Below are 19,387 nucleotides of genomic sequence, written 5' to 3'. Positions count from 1 at the left end.
GAAGAATTATTTTCCCCCGGCGGTTGAGGGTGTGTACGCAGAGCGAAAACAGCGCTAGGTTGCCTCGATTACATCGGGGGGACTCTCATGGCCAATATCATCAACGGCACGCCGGGCAACGACACGCTGGGCGATACGTACGACGCTGACAGCATCAGCGGCCTGGGCGGGAACGACAGCCTTACGGCCGCAGACGGCGCGGATACGATATGGGGTGGAGACGGCAACGACACCATAACCGACCGGACCTACTCGGAGCCGAATGTCGCCTTTGGAGAGGAAGGCGACGACTGGCTTCATCTGTCGGGAAATCTTGATGGCGGCAACGGCAATGACTGGCTCTGGAGTCATTCCAGCGGTAGTACCCTGGCCGGTGGCGCGGGCAATGATACTGTGTGGGGGCTCAGTCACAGCAGCTTGAGTGGCGGCGCCGGCGGTGACATCATCGTGGGCGAAGGCACGGTCTCCGGTGGAGACGGCGCTGACTCCATCACCGGTGGCGGCGAGGTCTATGGCGACGCCGGCAACGATACAATCAACGGGTCAGGCACCAACACGACCCTGTGGGGCGGCGACGGCAACGATGTTATCACGGCCGGTCTCGGCTATATCGTCGACGGCGGCAATGACGACGACCTGATCAAGGCCAATGGAGAGTCCAGCCTAACCGGCGGTTCCGGCAACGACACGGTCGGCTTTGCCTACGCCCGGTCGAATTACACCGTGCTGAACGATGGCGACGACTACGTGGTCAATACGCCGTTCGGCAATGGCTGGGCGACGCTGACGGGCGTCGAGAACCTGAGCTTCAGCGACACTGCCTTCGCGCTGGGCCACGACACGCTGGGCAACGTGATCGACGGCACGACCGATGGCGACACGCTGACGGGCACAGCCTATGGCGACCTGATCTATGGCAAGGACGGCAGCGACACGATTAGCGGCGGCGGCGGCAACGACACCGTCCACAGCGGTACCGGCGACAACACCGTGGACGGTGGCGCCGGGACGGACACGGTCTACGTCCAGAATCTGTCGCTCCGCCAATATGCTTCGGTCGTCAACCTGGGCGGCGCGGACGGCATCGCGGTCGTCACCCGCAGCCATACCGGGTCGGGCACATTTGTCTGGCCCAATGCCAACGCAACCGACCTGCTGAAAAATGTCGAGGCGCTCTATATCGACGGCGTGCAGGTTGATCTGGCGCAGCTCGGCGCCGTCGTTACAGGAAGCGGGGCGGACGAGGCGCTCGGCGGCGGCGCGTGGGACGATTCGGTCGTGGCCGGCAGCGGCAGCGACACCGTGTCCGGCAATGATGGCAACGACATCCTGGAAGGCGGCGAGGGCAATGACTCCCTAAGCGGCAATGCGGGCAATGACGAGCTTAAAGGCGGCGGCGGCACTGACACGCTCAAGGGCGGCGCGGGCTTCAACAAGCTTGACGGCGGCGCGGGTGATGACCTGATTGTGGGCGAAAGCGCCGACCAGGACGTGCTCGAAGGTGGTGCAGGCAACGATACCATTCAAGCGGGCGTGGGGCCCGACCTTGCCTTCGGTGGCGATGGCGACGACCTGATCCGGGTGATGGACGGCGCCGGCTGGCTGTATTCGGGTGGCGAGGGCAACGATACGGTGACTCTCGAGGACGCCACCGTCGGCGCGTGGGTCAGCTATACCTATTACGACAATCAGGGCGTCGAAGTGGTCGTGGGCACGGCCTATGCCGACACGATGTCCGGCGGCGAGCTGGCGGCGACCTTCCGCGGTGGGGCGGGCGACGACAGCCTCAATGGCAACGGCGGTGACGACCTGCTGGAAGGCGGCGCGGGTAATGACAGGATCGACGGCGGAACCGGCAGCGATACGGCGGTCTTTTCGGGCTGGCGGTGGATGTACACGCTGGGGCTGGACGCGGGCGGCAACCTGACCGTCAGCGATACGGTCGCCGGCGACGGGACCGACACTGTAAGCGGCGTGGAAAAGCTGAGCTTCAACGGTGAGATACTGAGCCTGCAAACCCTTGGCTGGGAGAACGACACGGCTTCCGGTGACATCGTGTTCGGCGGCGGCGGCAATGACTATCTGAGCCCAGCCTCGCCCTGGAACCCGGTCCTCCTCGACGGCGGTGCGGGCAATGACACCCTGCAAGGCAGCTATTCCGGTAGGGACGCCCTGATCGGTGGCGATGGCGACGACACCATCGATGTGTCCGGCGCTGATGTCGTGGACGGCGGTGACGGTAATGACCTGATCAGGATGTCGCTGAGCACGTCTCCCGCGACGATTACCGGCGGGAGCGGCATCGACAGCTTTGTGTTCAACAGTGCGTCGGGCGACGTCAACGGCCCGATCTTCGACGGGACCAAGATAATCACCGACTTCGTGGCGGGCGATGGCGGCGAGACCGTCGATCTGCGCGACATCATGTGGTCGCTGCGCGGCTATGACGGCCAGGGCCTGGGCTCGACTTCGCTGCGTCTGGTCCAGGATGGGGCCGACGTGCTGCTGGAAGCCGATCCGGATGCCGCTTCTGGAGCGCGTCCATGGGAAACCCTGATCCGATTCAAGAATATCGACCTGTCCCAGCTGACCGCGCACAATTTCGGCGGTTACGATCCGCAGGGCCTGCCGGTTCCGTCCGACGTGCGCACCGGCACGAGCGGCGCGGACACAATGAACGGCGCGCTTGGCAATGACAGCTTCTACGGCGTCGATGGTGACGACTCGCTCTATGGCGGTGACGGGGCGGACCGGCTGGAAGGCGGCGCCGGCGACGACACGCTGGAAGGCAATTTCGGTCCGGATACGGTGATTGGCGGTGCGGGCAACGATCTCATTCGCGAAGGCTTCGGCTTCAACCTGATCGATGGCGGCGACGGTGAGGACGAAATCTGGGCCAGCGGCACGGCCGTGACCATCACAGGCGGCGACGGCAATGACACGATCCGGTCCCAGGGTGACACGGGCAACCTGATCGACGCCGGGGCGGGCGACGACGTGCTCATCGTGACGACCAGCCCCGGTGAGATTACGCTGGGTGCCGGCCAGGACGTGGCCATCGTCGAGACCTTCTTCATCAGCGGCACCGCGCCGGTCATCACCGACTTCACGGTGGGTCAGGGCGGCGACACCCTGCATATCCACAGCCCCTACACGTACGTCAGCAATTACAGCGGCGGCGATCCGTTCGCGTCGGGCCACTATGCCTGGGTGCAGGACGGCGGTGACGCCGTGCTGATGCGCGATTATGACGGGGCGAGCGCCGATGCGGGCGTGGTAACCCAGGTCGTGCGGCTGAAGGATGTCGCGGTCGCCGACCTGACCTGGTTCAATGTATCGAGTTTCGTGGCGCCGACCAATGGCGCCGACAATATCGTCAAATCCGATTATTTCGGGTCGGTCGACGGCCTGGGTGGCGACGACTGGGTGCGCGGCCTGGATGGCTGGGACAGCCTGACGGGCGGCGACGGCAATGACACGCTGGACGGTGACGCGGGCAATGATACGCTGGACGGCGGCGACGGCAGTGATACGCTGGACGGCGGCGCGGGCTTGGATACCCTGCTGGGCGGAACCGGCGATGACCAGCTCGAAAGCGGCAAGGGCAATGATGTGCTGGATGGCGGCGACGGCTTCGATACTGTTGCCGTAAACGGGGCGCGGGCCGGCTATGTCTTCGGCGTGGACGCCTGGGGCAACCTGACTCTGACCGACACGATAAGCGGCGGCACCGACGTACTGCTGGGCGTCGAGGCGGTCCGGTTCAGCGACGTTACGATGACGCGCAAGAATCTGACGGGCGGGCCTGACTTCCAGATCGGCGAATGGCTGAGTGGCGGCGCCGGCGACGACCGTCTGACCGCTACGCCTGGCATTGCCGGCATCCTCGAAGGCGGCGACGGCAATGACCGCCTGACAGGCAGGCAGGGCGACCTGATGCTCGGCGGCGCGGGTAATGACACGCTGCGCACCGGACTGGGCGACGACGGGGCCATCCTATCGGGCGGCAGCGGTTCGGACACCTTCGTGTTCAGCACGGCGGGGGTCCCGCGCGTCTCTGGGGTGGCGATCGGCGCGAAGGTCATCACCGACTTTACTGCCGGTGACGGCGGCGATGTGCTGGACCTCGACCTGATGTTCGGTTCGCTCATGGGCTATAACGGCGACGGTTTCGCGTCGGGCTCGGCATGGATCAGCCAGGTCGGCAGCGATACCGTGATCCAGGTCGATCCGGACGGCTGGCTGGGCACGCGGTCGTATGAGACCGTTTACACCCTGAAGAACGTCAATGCGTCGCAGCTGACGGCCTACAATCTGAAGGGCTACAATCCGTCGGGCGCACCCGCGGCGCCCGTGGTCCTGATCGGCGGCGATTTTCCTGACAACCTGACCGGCGGGATCGGCCACGACACACTGTCGGGCGGCGGCGACGGTGACTGGCTGACCGGCCTTGACGGCCGTGACAGCATCGAGGGCGGGACCGGCAACGATTATCTGGAAGGCGGCGCGGGCAACGACACCCTGCGCGGCGGCGCGGGCCACGACACGATCGACTCTGGCCGGGGCTTCGACGTCCTTGACGGTAGCACGGGCGACGACATCATCCAGGCGGCCAACGACGCCGCCACCGTGACCGGCGGCGCCGGCAGCGATGTGATCTATGGCTGGATGACGTTCAATGGCTCGATCGACGCGGGCGCGGGCGACGACCTGGTCGTGCTCAAGCCGATCCGCGCCACGGTGACGCTGGGCGACGGCCGCGACGTCGTGTGGATGGAAGGCTGGATGCTGGACGACCAGCCGGTCGTCATCACCGATTTCGAGGCCGGCGATGGGGGCGATATTGTCTACCTGCCGCACCTCGGCGATTATCTCACCAATTACGGCGGCGGCGATCCGTTCGCGTCGGGCCACTTCCGCTGGGTCCAGTCGGGTTTCAACGCCGTGCTGGAACGCGACATGGATGGCAGCGGGGCGGGCGGCTTCACGCCGGTCCTGGTCCTTGAGAATGTCGACGTCGCCGACCTGACGGCGCGGAACATTTCATCGGTAGCGCCGACCAGCGGCGACGATGTCCTGGTCGGCGACGACATCTATGCCGACAGCATCGACGGCGGCGACGGCGACGACTGGATCACCGGCTTTGACGCCGAAGATTCCCTCACCGGCGACGCAAGTGTCGACACCCTGTCGGGCGGCGCTGGCGATGACACCCTTACCGGCGGCCGGGGCGACGACCTGATCGACGGCGGCGACGGCGGCGACACAGCGATCTTCTCGGGCAACCGCGCGGACTATGTTGTCGAAACCGACGGCGTCACCACGACCGTCACCGGCGCATTGGGCGTCGACACGCTGACCGGCGTCGAGACCCTGGTCTTCGACGACGGCATCGAAACATCCAATGTCGCGCCGGTGCTGACGGGCGACCTGGCGGCGACGGTGGCGTTCGGCGGTGAATATGTGCTGACCGCGGCCGATATCGGCTTTACCGATCCGGACAATAGCGAGGTCTTTTTCGACCTGTCGAACGTCCACGGCGGCGGGGTCTTCGTCGACGGCGAGCAGACCGACGGGTTCTCGAGCAACGACCTGGCGGCGGGTCTGGTCACCTTCAGGCACGGTGGCTATACGGCCGGTGCGGCGGGCTTTGATGTCACCGTGACCGACGAGATCAGCACGTCCGCCAAGTCGGCATTCACCGTCACGGTCGACGACAGCGCCGGACGCGTGGTGGTGGGCCATGAGGCCGGGGACATCGAGCTGATTTCGAAGAATGCGGCGGGCGAACAGGTCAATGGCATCACCGGCGCCTATATGGGCTCGGCCGACGGCCGCTACGTCATCTTCAGCGGCAACGCGACCAACCTGGTCTTCGACGGTCAGGACGGCAGCGGCCAGCATGTCTACCGCAAGGACCTCTTGACCGGCGATGTGGTGCGGATCGATACGTCCGCGGACGGCGAACTGGCGGATTCGGAAAGCTGGTCGATCGACGTGTCGGCCGACGGCAACCTGGTCCTGTTCGGATCGTCCGCGACCAATCTCGACGACCTGGGCGCGCCAATGACGCGCGTCTTCATGAAGAATGTCGCCACGGGCGAAGTCACGCCGCTGGTGGACGGCGCGCTGCCCAATGGCGGCACGCAAGCGTTCGGCTTTAACGGCGGGTTCGCCGAAGGGGCTGGGAAGGTCTTCTTCAGCACCTGGTCGTTCGACGTGCCCGGCGCGGTCGATTTCATGGAACTGCTGTACACGCGCTCGCTGGCCGATGGCACGGTGGAACAGCTGACGGACTTCAATGCGCCGGGCGACTGGACCTACTATCAGGCGACCTTCGCCGATGTAACGCCGGATGGCGGCAAGGTGCTGTTCAGCAGCAATGCGCCTTATCTGGTGGCCAATGACGTCAACGGCGACTTTGACCTGTTCGTGCTGGATACGGCGACCCTTGCCGTTTCGATCGTCAGCGCGCCGCAGTCGGGCATTGCCGCCGGCGGCATCGGGCATTTCGCGGCGGACCTGTCGGCTGACGGCGCCAAGGTCGTCTTCGGTTCGACGGCCAGCCTGACGGCGGCCGACAGTGGCGGCGACGGTCAGGTCTACGTGAAGGACCTGGCGACGGGCGTGGTGACGCTGATTTCGGCCAATGCAGCCGGCGAGGCGGGCAATGACGCGTCCGACGGCGCGGTCTTCTCGGCCGACGGCAAGACGGTCTATTTCGCCAGCTTCGCCGACAACCTGGTGGCGGGCGACGACAACGGCGCGTCCGATATCTTCGCCTACGACCTGCAAAGCGGCGCCCTGACGCGCGTCGTGGCGGGCGATGACGACAGCGAGTGGGCGATGTCGCTGACGCCCGACCGGCTCCTGTTCAATTCGTACGCCAGCAACCTGGCCGGGACGGACACCAATCCCGATCTGGACGTCTTCATCCGGCATGTCACCGGCAGCGACAGCCTTATGGGCGGTGGCGGCAACGACACGGTGCGCGGTTTGGGCGGCAACGATACGCTGGACGGCGGGCTTGGCAGTGACAAGCTGTATGGCGGTGTGGGCAACGATACCTATGTCTTCAACCAGATGGGCGATCAGGCCATCGAAAACGCCAATGAGGGCTTCGATACGGTGCGGTCCGCCGTCACCTACAAGGCGGCCGCCAATATCGAAGCGGTCGTGCTGACGGGCGGCGACAATATCCAGGCCCAGGGCAATGCGCTCAACAATGCGCTGACCGGCAATACCGGCAACAACACCCTGACGGGCGGCGACGGCAACGATACGCTGACGGGCCTGGAGGGTAATGACAAGCTGGACGGCGGCAACGACCACGACGTCATGTCGGGCGGGGCGGGCAAGGACAGCCTGCTGGGCGGCGAAGGCTCGGACAGCCTGGACGGCGGCGCGGACAACGACCAGCTGAGCGGCGGCGCGCGCTGGGATACGCTTGCAGGCGGCGCGGGTGATGACATCCTCGACGGCGGGGCGGACAACGACGCCATGTATGGCGGCGCGGGCAACGACACCTACGTCGTCGATCATCCCGGCGACCGGGTCTATGAGCTGTACGGCGAAGGCCTTGATACGGTGAAGGCGTCGATTTCGTACGCCCTGACGCCCGATGTCGAGGTCCTGTACCTGACCGGCACCAATAATACCGACGGCACGGGCAATGGCTTGCATAACGCCATCTATGGCAACAGCGGCAGCAATGTGCTGACGGGCGGCCTGGGTAATGACAGCCTGTTCGGCTACGACGGCAATGACAGTCTTGTCGGCGGCAACGACCACGACCGCCTGTCAGGCGGCAATGGCAACGACACGCTCATCGGCGGTCAAGGCAATGACGTGGTCGGCGGCGGCGCGGGCGCGGATGACTTCGTGTTCTCGGGTACGGCGACGAATGGCCACGACCACCTCAGCGACTTCCAGCACGGCCTGGACCGGCTGGTGTTCGCGGGCAGCGACTATGGTTTCGCGGCGGGCCATGTGCTGACGGCGGCCGAGTTCACCGTCGGCACCGTGGCGGTCGGGACAGGCGCGCAGTTCGTCTGGAACGACGCCACCGACCGGCTGTACTGGGATGCCGACGGTTCGGGCGCGGGGGCGGCGTTCGAGCTGGCCATCGTGACCGGGACGAACGTCACGAAGGACGATCTGTACTTCACGTAAGATGACGGCAGTGGAGGCTTGTCTGGCCCCGACCACCGCATCCAGAGCGATATGGCGAAAAGTGTAAGCGGTTTTCGGGTCCAGGCGCTCATGGGGAGGAATAGAGAAAACGGGGCAGCGTCGTCTGGGACGATGCTGCCGATCGGCTGTACATCGTGACGGGGACGACGGTCACGAAGGATGATGGCTGTTGAAGCGGTGGGGCCGCCAGGCGTCTTATGGTGCAGACGGGAAGAGCCCCTCACCCGATCGCCTTCGCTTAAGCTCGGCTCTCGTCCTCTCCCCGTAAACGGGGAGAGGTGAAGGTGGGGTGTATCGTGGACGCTCTGGCGCCGGCCGGCTGCCGGAGCGGCTTGGGCATTGCAACGCAGCCGGCTCACCTCCGGCGGCTTTTTTTGTCCGCGGTAAAATCTGCGCGTGATGCGTGACTTGCGGTTGCATGGTTTCGCCTGCCGGGTTAGCGTGCGTTAACTATAAATCATTTCATTTTTTGATATTCCCCGGGGGGACACCATGGCCAATATCACCGGCACCGCTGGCAACGACACGCTGTTGGGCACAAGTGACGCCGACAGCATTCTGGGGATGGGCGGAAACGATACGATCAGCGGTTACGCCGGAGACGACTCGATCGACGGTGGCGCCGGCCATGACGCCCTTTACGGTAACGACGGCAATAACAGCCTCAGCGGCGGCGACGGCAACGATACGCTGTTCGGCTATACCGGCGCGCAGACCCTGCTGGGCGGCGCGGGCGACGACTCGATCTCGGCGGGAGCGGTGTCGGACGCCTTCGACAGCCGCGTCGAAGGGGGCGATGGCAACGATATCCTGGCCGTATGGAACACCGGCAGCCGCACAGCCGTCGTCAGCGGCGGCGCGGGCGTCGACACCATCATGGCGACCGCCAATGCGGGACAGGACGCGCATATCCGCGTGACGGACTTCGCGCAAGGCGATGGCGGGGACATGATCGACCTGCAGTACGTTCTGCGGGACCTGACGGGCTACTACGGCGGCAACCCCCTCTATTCCCAGCATGTCCGCGTCGTACAGGACGGCGCTGACGCCGTGGTCGAGGTCGATCTGGACGGCACGGGCACGGTCCATGGCTTCGAGACCTCGCTCGTGCTTGAAAACGTCACGGCGTCCGGGCTGACGGCGTGGAATTTCCGCGGCTTCCCCCAGAGTGGCTGGAACGCGATGGGCGACACCCTGACCGGTTCGGCGGAGGCGCCGACCGTCCGGGGCACCATCGGCAATGACTGGATCTACGGGCACGCGGGCCGCGACAGCCTGTTCGGCGACGGCGGCGACGACTATATTTTCGCCAATGAGGACAATGACACGCTGGATGGCTATCTTGGCGACGACTACCTGAGCGGCGGCGACGGCAATGACCGGATCGTCGATCGCTACGGCGCCAATACCATCTATGGCGGCGCGGGTGATGACCAGATCGGGCTGTACGGCCAGGGCAGCAACCTGGTCAATGGCAATACCGGCAATGACACCTTCTCCGGCGGCCTGCCCGGGGTCATCCATTATGTCAATGGCGGCGAAGGCAGCGACCTCTACCAGCTCAACCCACTGCTGACCGGCGTGATCATCGAGGACTTTGCCGGTGGGGCGGGCGGCGACCGCTTCGCGTTCGGCGGTCTGATCGCGAAGTTCACCGGGCTGGCGGCCGGCGCCAATCCGTTCAGCCAGGGCTATATGCGGCTGACCCAGTCGGGAACGGACACACGGCTGGAGGTCGATTTCGACGGCGCCGGGGCGGCTTCGGCGTGGGGCACGCTGGTCACCTTCAAGACGTTCATGGCGGGTAACCTGACGGCGGAAAACCTTGACGGCTACAGCGCGTTTTCGAGTGCTCCGACCTCGGGTAATGACACGCTTCAGGGCACCGGCGGCGATGACTCGCTGAGCGGCTGGGGCGGCGGCGACGTGATCTACGGCATTGCGGGCAACGATACCCTGGCCGGCGATGAGGGCAATGACACCCTGTACGGTGGCGTCGGAACGGACTCCTTGAGCGGCGGCGCGGGCGACGACACGCTGTACGACTTCGAAGGCCCGTCGACCCTGCGCGGCGGCGACGACAATGACTGGCTGCGCGGCGTCGGATCGCTGGACGGCGGCATGGGCAATGACACGGTCGAGGTCCTGAACATCGACTATTACAACCCGACGACCCTGGCCGGCGGTGGCGGCGACGACATCGTGCGCGGCGCCTGGCCGTGGACTTCGCAACCCGTTCTGGCCAATGGCGGCGACGGCAACGACACCATGTCGATCGGCGGATACGGCCATACGCTGAGGGGCGGCGATGGCGAGGACGTGCTGGAGGGCAACCAGATCCGCATGTATGGCGACGACGGCAATGACGTCATCACCGCCGGCGACGAGGCGACCGTCGAGGGCGGCGCCGGCAGCGACACCATCACCGCCTTCGGCAGCTGGTCCTGGGTCAGGGTCAAGGGTGACGATGGCGACGATGTCATCACCGCGCGCGGCTATGTCAGCGTCGACGGTGGGGCCGGCAACGATCACGTCACCCTGAACGCGCCGCTGGAGGGCTATCTGACGGTCGAGGGCGGCCTGGGCATCGATACCCTGGCGCTAGGCGACTCGCTAAGCGGCGCCGATGTCTATAATCGCGGCGGCGACATCGTCGTGGTCCAGGACACGGTGGCCGAGCGGCAGGCGAACGGCTTCGAATTCATCAGCCAGGATGGCGTGGTGCGGGCAATCGATCCCTCGCAGTTCGGCAATGAGATCCGGGGCAATTACGCCGCCGACAACAACCTGGCGGGCGGCGCCCTTGGCGACCGGCTGATTGGCGGGGCGCTGGACGATACGCTGAGGGGGCTGGGCGGCGACGACCGGCTGGAGGACGCCCAGGGCCTCAACCTGATGGAAGGCGGGGCGGGCGATGATCGGCTGTATGGCGTCGGCACCATGTCCGGCGGCGATGGCAACGACTATATCACCCAGGTCGGCGAGGGGCGGTTCGACGTCAGCGGCGGCGAGGGCAACGACACGATCGGCACGGCTTACAGCGCCTATGCCTGGCATCGCGGACCCGTGCCCAGCCGCCTGGATGGCGGCGCGGGCGACGACTACATCTTCAGCTTCCTCGATAATGTCCTCGTCACTGGCGGCGACGGCAACGACACCCTGATGGATTCGTCCAACCACGTCACCCTGGAAGGCGGCGATGGCAATGACTCGATCAGCGCGCGCGACCATGCCGATGGCGGGGCCGGCGATGACACGATCTCCGGCATCGGGTATTCAACCCTTATCGGCGGCGATGGCCACGACGTCCTGTCGATGTGGGAAGCGCGCAGCGAAGCCGCGGTGATCAGCGACGGCGTCAACGTGATCGTCCTGGACAAGTACCGGCAGGAAATCGTCACCTCGGGCATCGAAAGCATCCGCTTCAGCGACCAGACGGTGACCCTGTCCGAGCTGGGCATCGGCGTCAGGTCGGCCGGGACCGCCGGCAATGACAGCCTGACCGGAACGGCCTACACGGATTCGATCAGCGGCCTTGGCGGCGACGACACGATCGAGGGCGGCGACGGCGTCGATACGCTGGACGGCGGCGACGGGGCGGACGTGATCCGTGGCGGCGGCGGCTTCGACCAGATCAAGGCCGGCGCGGGCGCGGACTGGGCCGATGGCGGCGCGGACAGCGATATGCTGGACGGCGACGCCGGCAACGATACCCTGCTGGGCGGCGCGGGCGGCGACACGCTCTACGGCATGGCCGGCGACGACAGCCTGGACGGCGGCGACGGCAATGACGTTGTGCTGGCCAACAACAATTACGGCGACCGCAACCTGCAGACCGACACGCTCAATGGCGGCGAGGGCGATGACTCCCTCTACAGTTCAAGCGACAACGGGTTTGTCTACGGCGGCAGCGGCAACGACTGGATCTCGGCCGGCGGCGACCTGATCGACGGCGGCGACGGCAATGACGTCATCTCGCTGGTGTCGAACAGCGACAACTCGTCTCCGACCGTAACCGGCGGGGCGGGCGACGATCTCATCTCCGTGCAGGGCTATTACAACTATTATACCCTGCACGTGCGGGCGTCGGGCGATACGGGCAATGACAGCCTGTTGGGCGGTGCGGGCTCGGACGCGCTCAACGGCGGCGTGGGCGACGATAGTCTTTTTGGTGCATCGCGCTGGGATACGCTGACGGGCGGCGACGGCAACGACACGCTTGACGGCGGGGCGGACAATGACGACATGACCGGCGGCGTGGGCGACGACGTGTACTTCGTCGATCATGCCGGGGACCGCACGCGCGAACTGGCCGGTGGAGGCAACGACACCGTCGTTTCCACGATCAGCTGGTCGCTGGCGCCGGACATTGAAGCCCTCATCCTGGGCGGCACGGAGGATATTTCCGGCACCGGCAATGGCTTGCACAATGCCATCGAGGGCAATGCGGGCGCCAATGCGCTGTCGGGCGGAAATGGCAACGACACGCTGACCGGCGGGGCGGGTGACGACAGTCTCAATGGCGGTACGGGCAGCGACACGGCGGTCTTCTCCGGTAACCGGACGGGCTATGCGATTGTCACCGATGGCGGCAACGCCACGGTCACCGGCGCGGACGGCGCGGACGTGCTGAGCGGGATCGAATGGCTGAGCTTCGCCAACCAGACGATCAGCCTGGCCAATGCGCCCGTACTCGGCGGCGACCTGGCGGCGATAGTGAACTTCGACAAGGCCGTGGTGCTTACAACCGCCGACCTGGGACACAACGACGCCGACAGCGACGCCGCCGACATCCGCTTCACGGTTTCGGCCGTGAAGGGCGGAAAGATCCTGGTCGACGGTATCGAAGCGGCGGATTTCAGCGCCGCCGAGCTGGCGGCCGGCAAGGTCTCGTTCCGTCACGGCGGCGTGGCCGCGACCGCCGGGTTCGACGTCAGTGTAAGCGACGGCGTGATGGAAACAGCGCCCAGGGCCTTCACCCTGAGCGTCTTCGACAACGGCGACCGCACGCTTACTGGCTTCGATGCGGGTGAAATCGAACTGGTGTCGAAAAACGCCGATGGCGAGCAGGCGAACGACGCGGCCTATGCCTATGTTGCCTCGGCCAACGGCCGCTATATCGTGATCGACAGCACCGCGAGCAACCTGGTCGCGGACGGCGTGGACGATGGTCGCCCGCACCTTTTCCGCAAGGATCTGGTGACCGGTGAAGTCCTGCGCATCGATGCCCTGGCCGACGGAACGATCGCGAACCAGAGCGGCTGGGTCATGGACATGTCGGATGATGGCAATGTCGTGCTGTTCGCGAACAGTTCGACAAATCTGGGCACACCGGCCGGCTCTCCGGGCAGCATACAGATCTTCAGTAAGAACATGACGACCGGCGAAGTCTCGGTCGTTTCGACCCTTCCGGGCGCTGGTACCGTTTCCGGGGCCTATAGCGGCGCGCTGACGGGCGATGGCCAGACGGCCTTCTACACCGCCTATTCGTACGATACGCCCGGACCGGTGGATTTCGCAGGAATGATCTACGTCAAGTCGCTGGCGGACGGTTCGGTCGATACGCTGAGCGATTTCAATGCGCCGGGCAACTGGACCTACTATTTCGCTTCGGTATATGGCGTCATGCCGGACGGCGGCAAGGTGCTGTTCTACAGCGACGCGCCCTATATCACGCCGGGCGATACCAATGGCCTGGCCGACCTGTTCGTGATGGACAAGGCCAGCGGCGATTTTTCGCGCGTCACTGTGTCGGAGTCCGGAGCACAGGCGACGGCTTTCAGCCTCTACAACGCGACCATGTCAGGCGACGGCACGAAAGTGGCCTTTTCGGCCTATAGCGCCGGGTTGGCCAATACCGGTACTGCTGGCGAGGAACACCTCTTTATCAAGGATATGGTGACCGGCGAGCTGAAGGTGATCACGGCTCATGCGCCGGGAATACCGGGCAGTGACGCGTACGCGCCGTCCTTCTCGGCTGACGGCCGGACGCTGTACTTCTATAGCCTGGTTGACAACCTGGTGGCGGGTGACACGAACGGCAAGTCCGACATCTTTGCCTACGACGTTGCGACGGGCGGCCTAACGCGGCTGACCGACGGCGATGGCGACAGTTCCTGGGCGACCGCCATCGGCAATGACCGTATCCTGTTCAGCAGCGCCGCAAGCAACCTTGTCGCCAATGACGGCAACGGCACGCTGGACGCCTTTGTGATGCATGTGACCGGCAACGACAGCCTGACCGGCGGCGTGGGCAATGACCGCATCTTCGGCAAGGGCGGCGATGACAGCTTGCGCGGCGAGGCGGGGTCGGACAGCCTGGACGGCGGGACCGGCAACGACCTGCTGCTGGGCGGGGCGCGGTGGGATACGCTGACGGGCGGCGAAGGTCATGATACGCTGGATGGCGGCAGCGAGAACGACGCCATGTACGGCGGCGCGGGCAATGACACCTATCTCGTCAACCACATCGGCGACCGGGTCTATGAGCTGTATGGCGAAGGCACCGATACGGTGAAGGCGTCGATCTCCTATAGCCTGACGCCCGATGTCGAGAACCTGTCGCTGACCGGATCGGCCGTGTCTGGCACAGGTAACGGCTTGCATAATGCCATCAATGGTAATTCCGGCGGCAATGTGCTTTCGGGCGGGCTGGGGAATGACAGCCTGTGGGGCTGGGATGGTAATGACAGCCTGTCGGGCGGCGCGGATCATGACCGCTTGTCCGGCGGCAACGGCGCGGATACGCTTGTGGGCGGCAGCGGCAATGACGTGCTGGGTGGCGGGGCAGGGGCGGATGACTTCGTCTTTGCAAGCGTGTCCGTGAACGGTCACGACCACGTCGGTGATTTCGAGCACGGCGTGGACCGGCTGGTGTTTTCTGGCACGGACTATGGGTTCGCGGCCGGGCATGTGCTGACGGCGGCGGAGTTTACCGTGGGTTCGGCGGCCGTCGGGGCGGGGGCGCAGTTCGTCTGGGACGCTGTTGCAGGCAAGCTGTGGTGGGACGCGGATGGTTCGGGTGCGGGAGCGGCGTTCGAGCTGGCCCTGATCTCGGGTGGCGCGACCGTGACGAAGGACGATCTGTTCTTCGTGTGACCGGCGTGGGCCGTCGACAGGCGAGCCCCATCACGGTTTGCGTGGCGTTTGCGGAACGAAGAGGCCCCGCCCACCATTGGCTCCGCCAATGGTCCCCCCTCCCCATGAATGGGGAGGGCGAGGTGCTGAGGCGCTAGATCGGTATGATTTTAAGTGGAAACATCATACCGATCTACGTTTTGGTTTTGTCGCGATATTTAAGGCGAAAACCCCAAAAAACGCATCTTGGCACTTTTCGCCATATCGCTCTAAAGGCACTCAACTTTTACATTGCGAACATTTCAGATCGGAAGCAGTTCATTTTCGCCTCCCTTCATGTCAGAGCTATCGCGTATGGCAGGCAGGGCATGGAATTAACGCCCCTTCTCCCCTTGTTGCCTGCCGGCAAGGCTGGGGAAGGAGACGTAAAGCGGCCCCGACAATGTCATATGCGATAGCCCTGCCATGAATGGGGAGGGCGAAGGGGGGCATTTCGTGCGGTTTCAGGGTTTCGTTTTCCTTCATGACGCGAATTTTGCGTAAATCCGGCTGACGGGATTCGCCTGAAGGTGGTATGGATGGGACGGGCCAGGGCGGATTTCAGCGGGACCTTTCTCATGATCAGCAATACCATGCCGCCCCAGGCCGTCGTCGATCCCGGCGCCGAGCGCGGCGGCGGACGCTATTACGGCGGCAAGATTTCCTACAGCGTCGATGACGCCGCGGCCCAGATCACCCGCTACGGTTATTCGCAGTCCGGCTATGGCGTCACGGGCACGCCCGCCACTGTCTCCTATGCCTTTCGCGCCAGCGCTCCGTCGTCCATGCCCGGCGATACCGGCGGCTTTTCCGTTTTCAACGCCACCCAGATTGCCGCCGCCGAACTGGCGCTGCAGTCGTGGTCCGAGGTGGCGAACCTGACCTTTGTCCGCTCCGGATCGGGGACCAGCGGCGCGGGCGCCTATTCCAACAGCGCGACATTGCTGTTCGCCAACTATGCCACGGGCGCGTCGTCGGCGGCGGCCTTCGCCTATTATCCCTATGATCCGTCGTATGGCAGTTTCGATAGCGACGTCTGGATCAATTCGACCCTGTCGTACAATGCCGCTCCGGCCCTGTTCAACTACGGGCACTATACCCTGGTCCACGAGATCGGCCACGCCCTGGGGCTGGCCCATCCGGGTGACTACAACGCCGTGCCCGGCGTCACCATCACCTACGCGGGCCACGCCCAGTATGCCGAGGATTCGCGCCAGTACACGGTGATGAGTTATTTCGAGGAGAGCAATACCGGCGGCTGGAACAATTACCGCTATGCGTCGGCGCCGCTGATGGACGATATCGCCGCGGCGCAGAGGCTCTATGGCGCCAATATGACGACGCGGACCGGCGACACGACCTATGGCTTCAATGCCACGGCGGGAAAGCCGTGGTTCGATGCGGCGGCCGTTTCGGGGACGGTGATCTTTTGCGTGTGGGACGCGGGCGGCAATGACCGCCTCGACTTTTCCGGCTATGGCCAGGCGGCCCTGGTGGATCTCAGGGCCACGCATTTTTCCAGCGTCGGGGGTCTGACCGGCAATGTCTCCATTGCAAAAGGCGTGACGATCGAGAACGCCATAACGGGCAGCGGCAATGACTGGATCATCGGTAATGCGGTGTCCAATGTGCTGGAAGGCGGCGCCGGCGGCGACAGCCTTGAGGGCGGGGCGCGCTGGGATACCTTGCGCGGCGGCGACGGCGCCGACACGCTGGATGGCGGGCTGGACAACGACCAGATGTTCGGCGGGCCTGGCGACGACATCTATTATGTCGATCATGCCGGCGACCGGGTGAACGAAAGTGCGCTCGGCAATGAGGGCAATGACACGGTCTATGCGTCGCTGAGCTGGAACATGAGCGCCAATGTCGAGGGGGTGGCCTTCAGCGGCAGCGGGCATGTCACGAGTATTGGCAACAGCCTGGCCAACCAGATCGCGGGAAATGCCGGGAACAATAGCTTTGGCGGCGGGACGGGGCACGATACGATCTATGGCTTTGACGGCAATGACAGCCTGGACGGCGGCCTCGACAGCGATGTGCTGGACGGCGGGACGGGCCAGGATACGCTTTTGGGCGGGCAGCGCTGGGATACGCTGACCGGCGGGGCGGGCGATGACGTGCTGGATGGCGGGAGCGAGAACGACCGCATGTATGGCGGGGCGGGGAATGACGTCTATTATCTTGATCATGTCGGCGACCGCGTCATCGAGCTGGGCGGCGAGGGCAGCGACACGGTCTATGCGGCCATCGACTGGGCGATGAGTCCGGAGGTCGAGGCGCTGCTCCTGACGGGGAGCGCGGTGAGCGGGACCGGCAACGGGTTGAACAACCGGATAAACGGGACCGGGGCGGGGAATGCCCTAAGCGGGGGCAATGGCAATGACACCCTGGCCGGGGCCGCGGGGAATGACAGTTTAAGCGGCGGGACCGGGCGGGACGATTTCGTGTTTGCAAGCAGTGGCGCGAACGGGACCGACCGGATTACGGACTTCGCGCATGGGATCGACCGGCTGGTGTTCGTCTCGGCGGACTATGGGTTTGCGACCGGCCATGCGTTGACGGCGGCGGAGTTTACCGTGGGCGGTGCGGCTGTCGGCGCCGCGGCGCAGTTCATCTGGGACGCAGTGGCGTTGCATCTCTACTGGGACAGCGATGGCGCCGGCGGTGGAGCGTGGGTCGATTTGGCCTGGATCGAGGATGGCGGGGTGACGAAAGAGGATTTCGTGTTCGTGTGAGGCGAGGGGATCGAGGCAGGATTGGCCGCCACCACCGCATCGCCGTCGCTATCGCTCGGTTGTACCCCTCCGTCAGCTTCGCTTGCGCTCGCTGCCACCTCCCCACGCAAGCGTAGGGAGGAGGGAGCGCGTTGACAGGCCTCAGGCGAGGCCGGATGAGCGGAGCCGGGACATCGTCTTGGCGGGCGGCAAGGTGCTTGGGCGCTATCCCTGGCCGCGCCGGCGGGACAGGCGCCAGGCGAAGAGGACGCAGACCGTGGCGGCGGCGAACAGCAGCCAGCCCCACCACGGCAGCTCGGCCATGACCTTCCATAAAGCGAGGACAAGGCAGCCGAGAACGAAGAACAGGACAAAGCGCAAGGGTTCATTGCGGATCGCAAGCGATACGATCAGCAGGGCGACGAGGCAGGCGAGAAGCAGGACGGCGGTCACGGCGAAAGCGGTCTCCTTCCGAGGGGAAGTGCAGCACGTCAGCCATCGGAGCGCGATCATTATTGCGTCGCGGTAAAGTAAGGCTTTGAAGGGCTAAAACGGACCTTGCGAAAATTCTGCAATGAAAACAAAGCAAAAGGGTCAACGTATGTTGAGCCTTCGTTGCAGCGAAACGGCGACCAACCAGAACCAGAATCAAAACCAGAACTAAATCGAAAAGAAACTTACTGCTAATGCTGCTGACGCGCGGGCCTTCACCGAGTTTGCAAAAGGTTCCAATTTGGCCGATTGACCGGACGCAGAGGCGGGAGCAGTTTCCAGGCATCGGAAACCCCGGAAAGACAGCCATGCCGAAACAGATCCTCTTCGTCCAGGGCGGCGGCGAAAACGTCCACGACCAGTGGGACAACGCCCTGGTCAACAGCCTGCGCCACGAACTGGGGGCTTCTTACGATGTCGCCTATCCGCGCATGCCGGAGGAGGCCAATCCCCAGTACGCCATATGGAAACCCGCGCTGCTCGATGCCTTCGATGGCCTGAGCGATGGCGCCGTCCTGGTCGGGCATTCGGTGGGCGGGACGATATTGCTCCATCTCGTGGCCGAAGGTGCGTTGCCGTTCAGGCCGGGCGCGGTGATCGTCATCGCGCCGCCGTTTGCCGGGGAGGGCGGGTGGCCAGGGGATGGATTGCCGCGTTGTGATCTTGCAAGCGACCTGCCGGAAGGCGTCACCTTGCGGCTCTTTTACGGTACGAGGGACCAGGACGTGCCGTTGTCTCATGCGGGGCTGTACGCGAAGGCTGTGCCCCGGATGGTGGTGACGGAGTTGCCCGGACGGGATCACCAGCTGAACAACGACCTCGGCGAGATTGCGGACGCGATACGGGCGCTGGGGTGAGGGGCTGGCGAG

5 protein-coding genes are annotated in these 19,387 nt (G+C 64.8%); 4 read left to right on the top strand and 1 reads right to left on the bottom strand.

Going from position 1 to position 19,387, the window contains the following annotated elements; translation table 11 throughout:
- Positions 1–87: 87 nt before the first annotated feature.
- From J2X24_RS22780 to J2X24_RS22775, 3 genes are all read left to right on the top strand, one after another.
- The gene (locus J2X24_RS22780; protein ID WP_209722959.1) at positions 88–8,172 is read left to right on the top strand and encodes a beta strand repeat-containing protein; all 8,085 of its coding nucleotides are present in this window, start codon (positions 88–90) and stop codon (positions 8,170–8,172) included.
- Positions 8,173–8,685: 513 nt separating this feature from the next.
- Positions 8,686–15,291 (top strand): cadherin-like domain-containing protein, encoded by a 6,606-nt coding sequence (locus tag J2X24_RS22595; RefSeq protein ID WP_281064959.1) that lies wholly within the window; start codon positions 8,686–8,688, stop codon positions 15,289–15,291.
- Positions 15,292–15,887: 596 nt separating this feature from the next.
- The gene (locus tag J2X24_RS22775; protein ID WP_209722956.1) at positions 15,888–18,047 is read left to right on the top strand and encodes a M10 family metallopeptidase C-terminal domain-containing protein; all 2,160 of its coding nucleotides are present in this window, start codon (positions 15,888–15,890) and stop codon (positions 18,045–18,047) included.
- Between the two features lie 204 nt (positions 18,048–18,251).
- Here the strand turns inward: J2X24_RS22775 and J2X24_RS14250 are convergent, their stop codons facing one another.
- Entirely contained in the window at positions 18,252–18,479 is a 228-nt protein-coding gene (locus tag J2X24_RS14250) for a hypothetical protein (RefSeq protein ID WP_209722953.1), read from the bottom strand.
- Between the two features lie 347 nt (positions 18,480–18,826).
- Between J2X24_RS14250 and J2X24_RS14245 the strand changes: the two genes are divergently transcribed.
- Positions 18,827–19,375, top strand: coding sequence for an alpha/beta fold hydrolase (locus J2X24_RS14245; RefSeq protein WP_209722950.1), 549 nt, complete (start codon positions 18,827–18,829; stop codon positions 19,373–19,375).
- Positions 19,376–19,387: the final 12 nt, after the last annotated feature.

Source organism: Asticcacaulis solisilvae (genome assembly GCF_017875235.1).
Classification (GTDB): domain Bacteria; phylum Pseudomonadota; class Alphaproteobacteria; order Caulobacterales; family Caulobacteraceae; genus Asticcacaulis; species Asticcacaulis solisilvae_A.
Note: the sequence above shows the minus strand (reverse complement) of the source record. Positions and strands in the feature narration are given on the sequence as shown.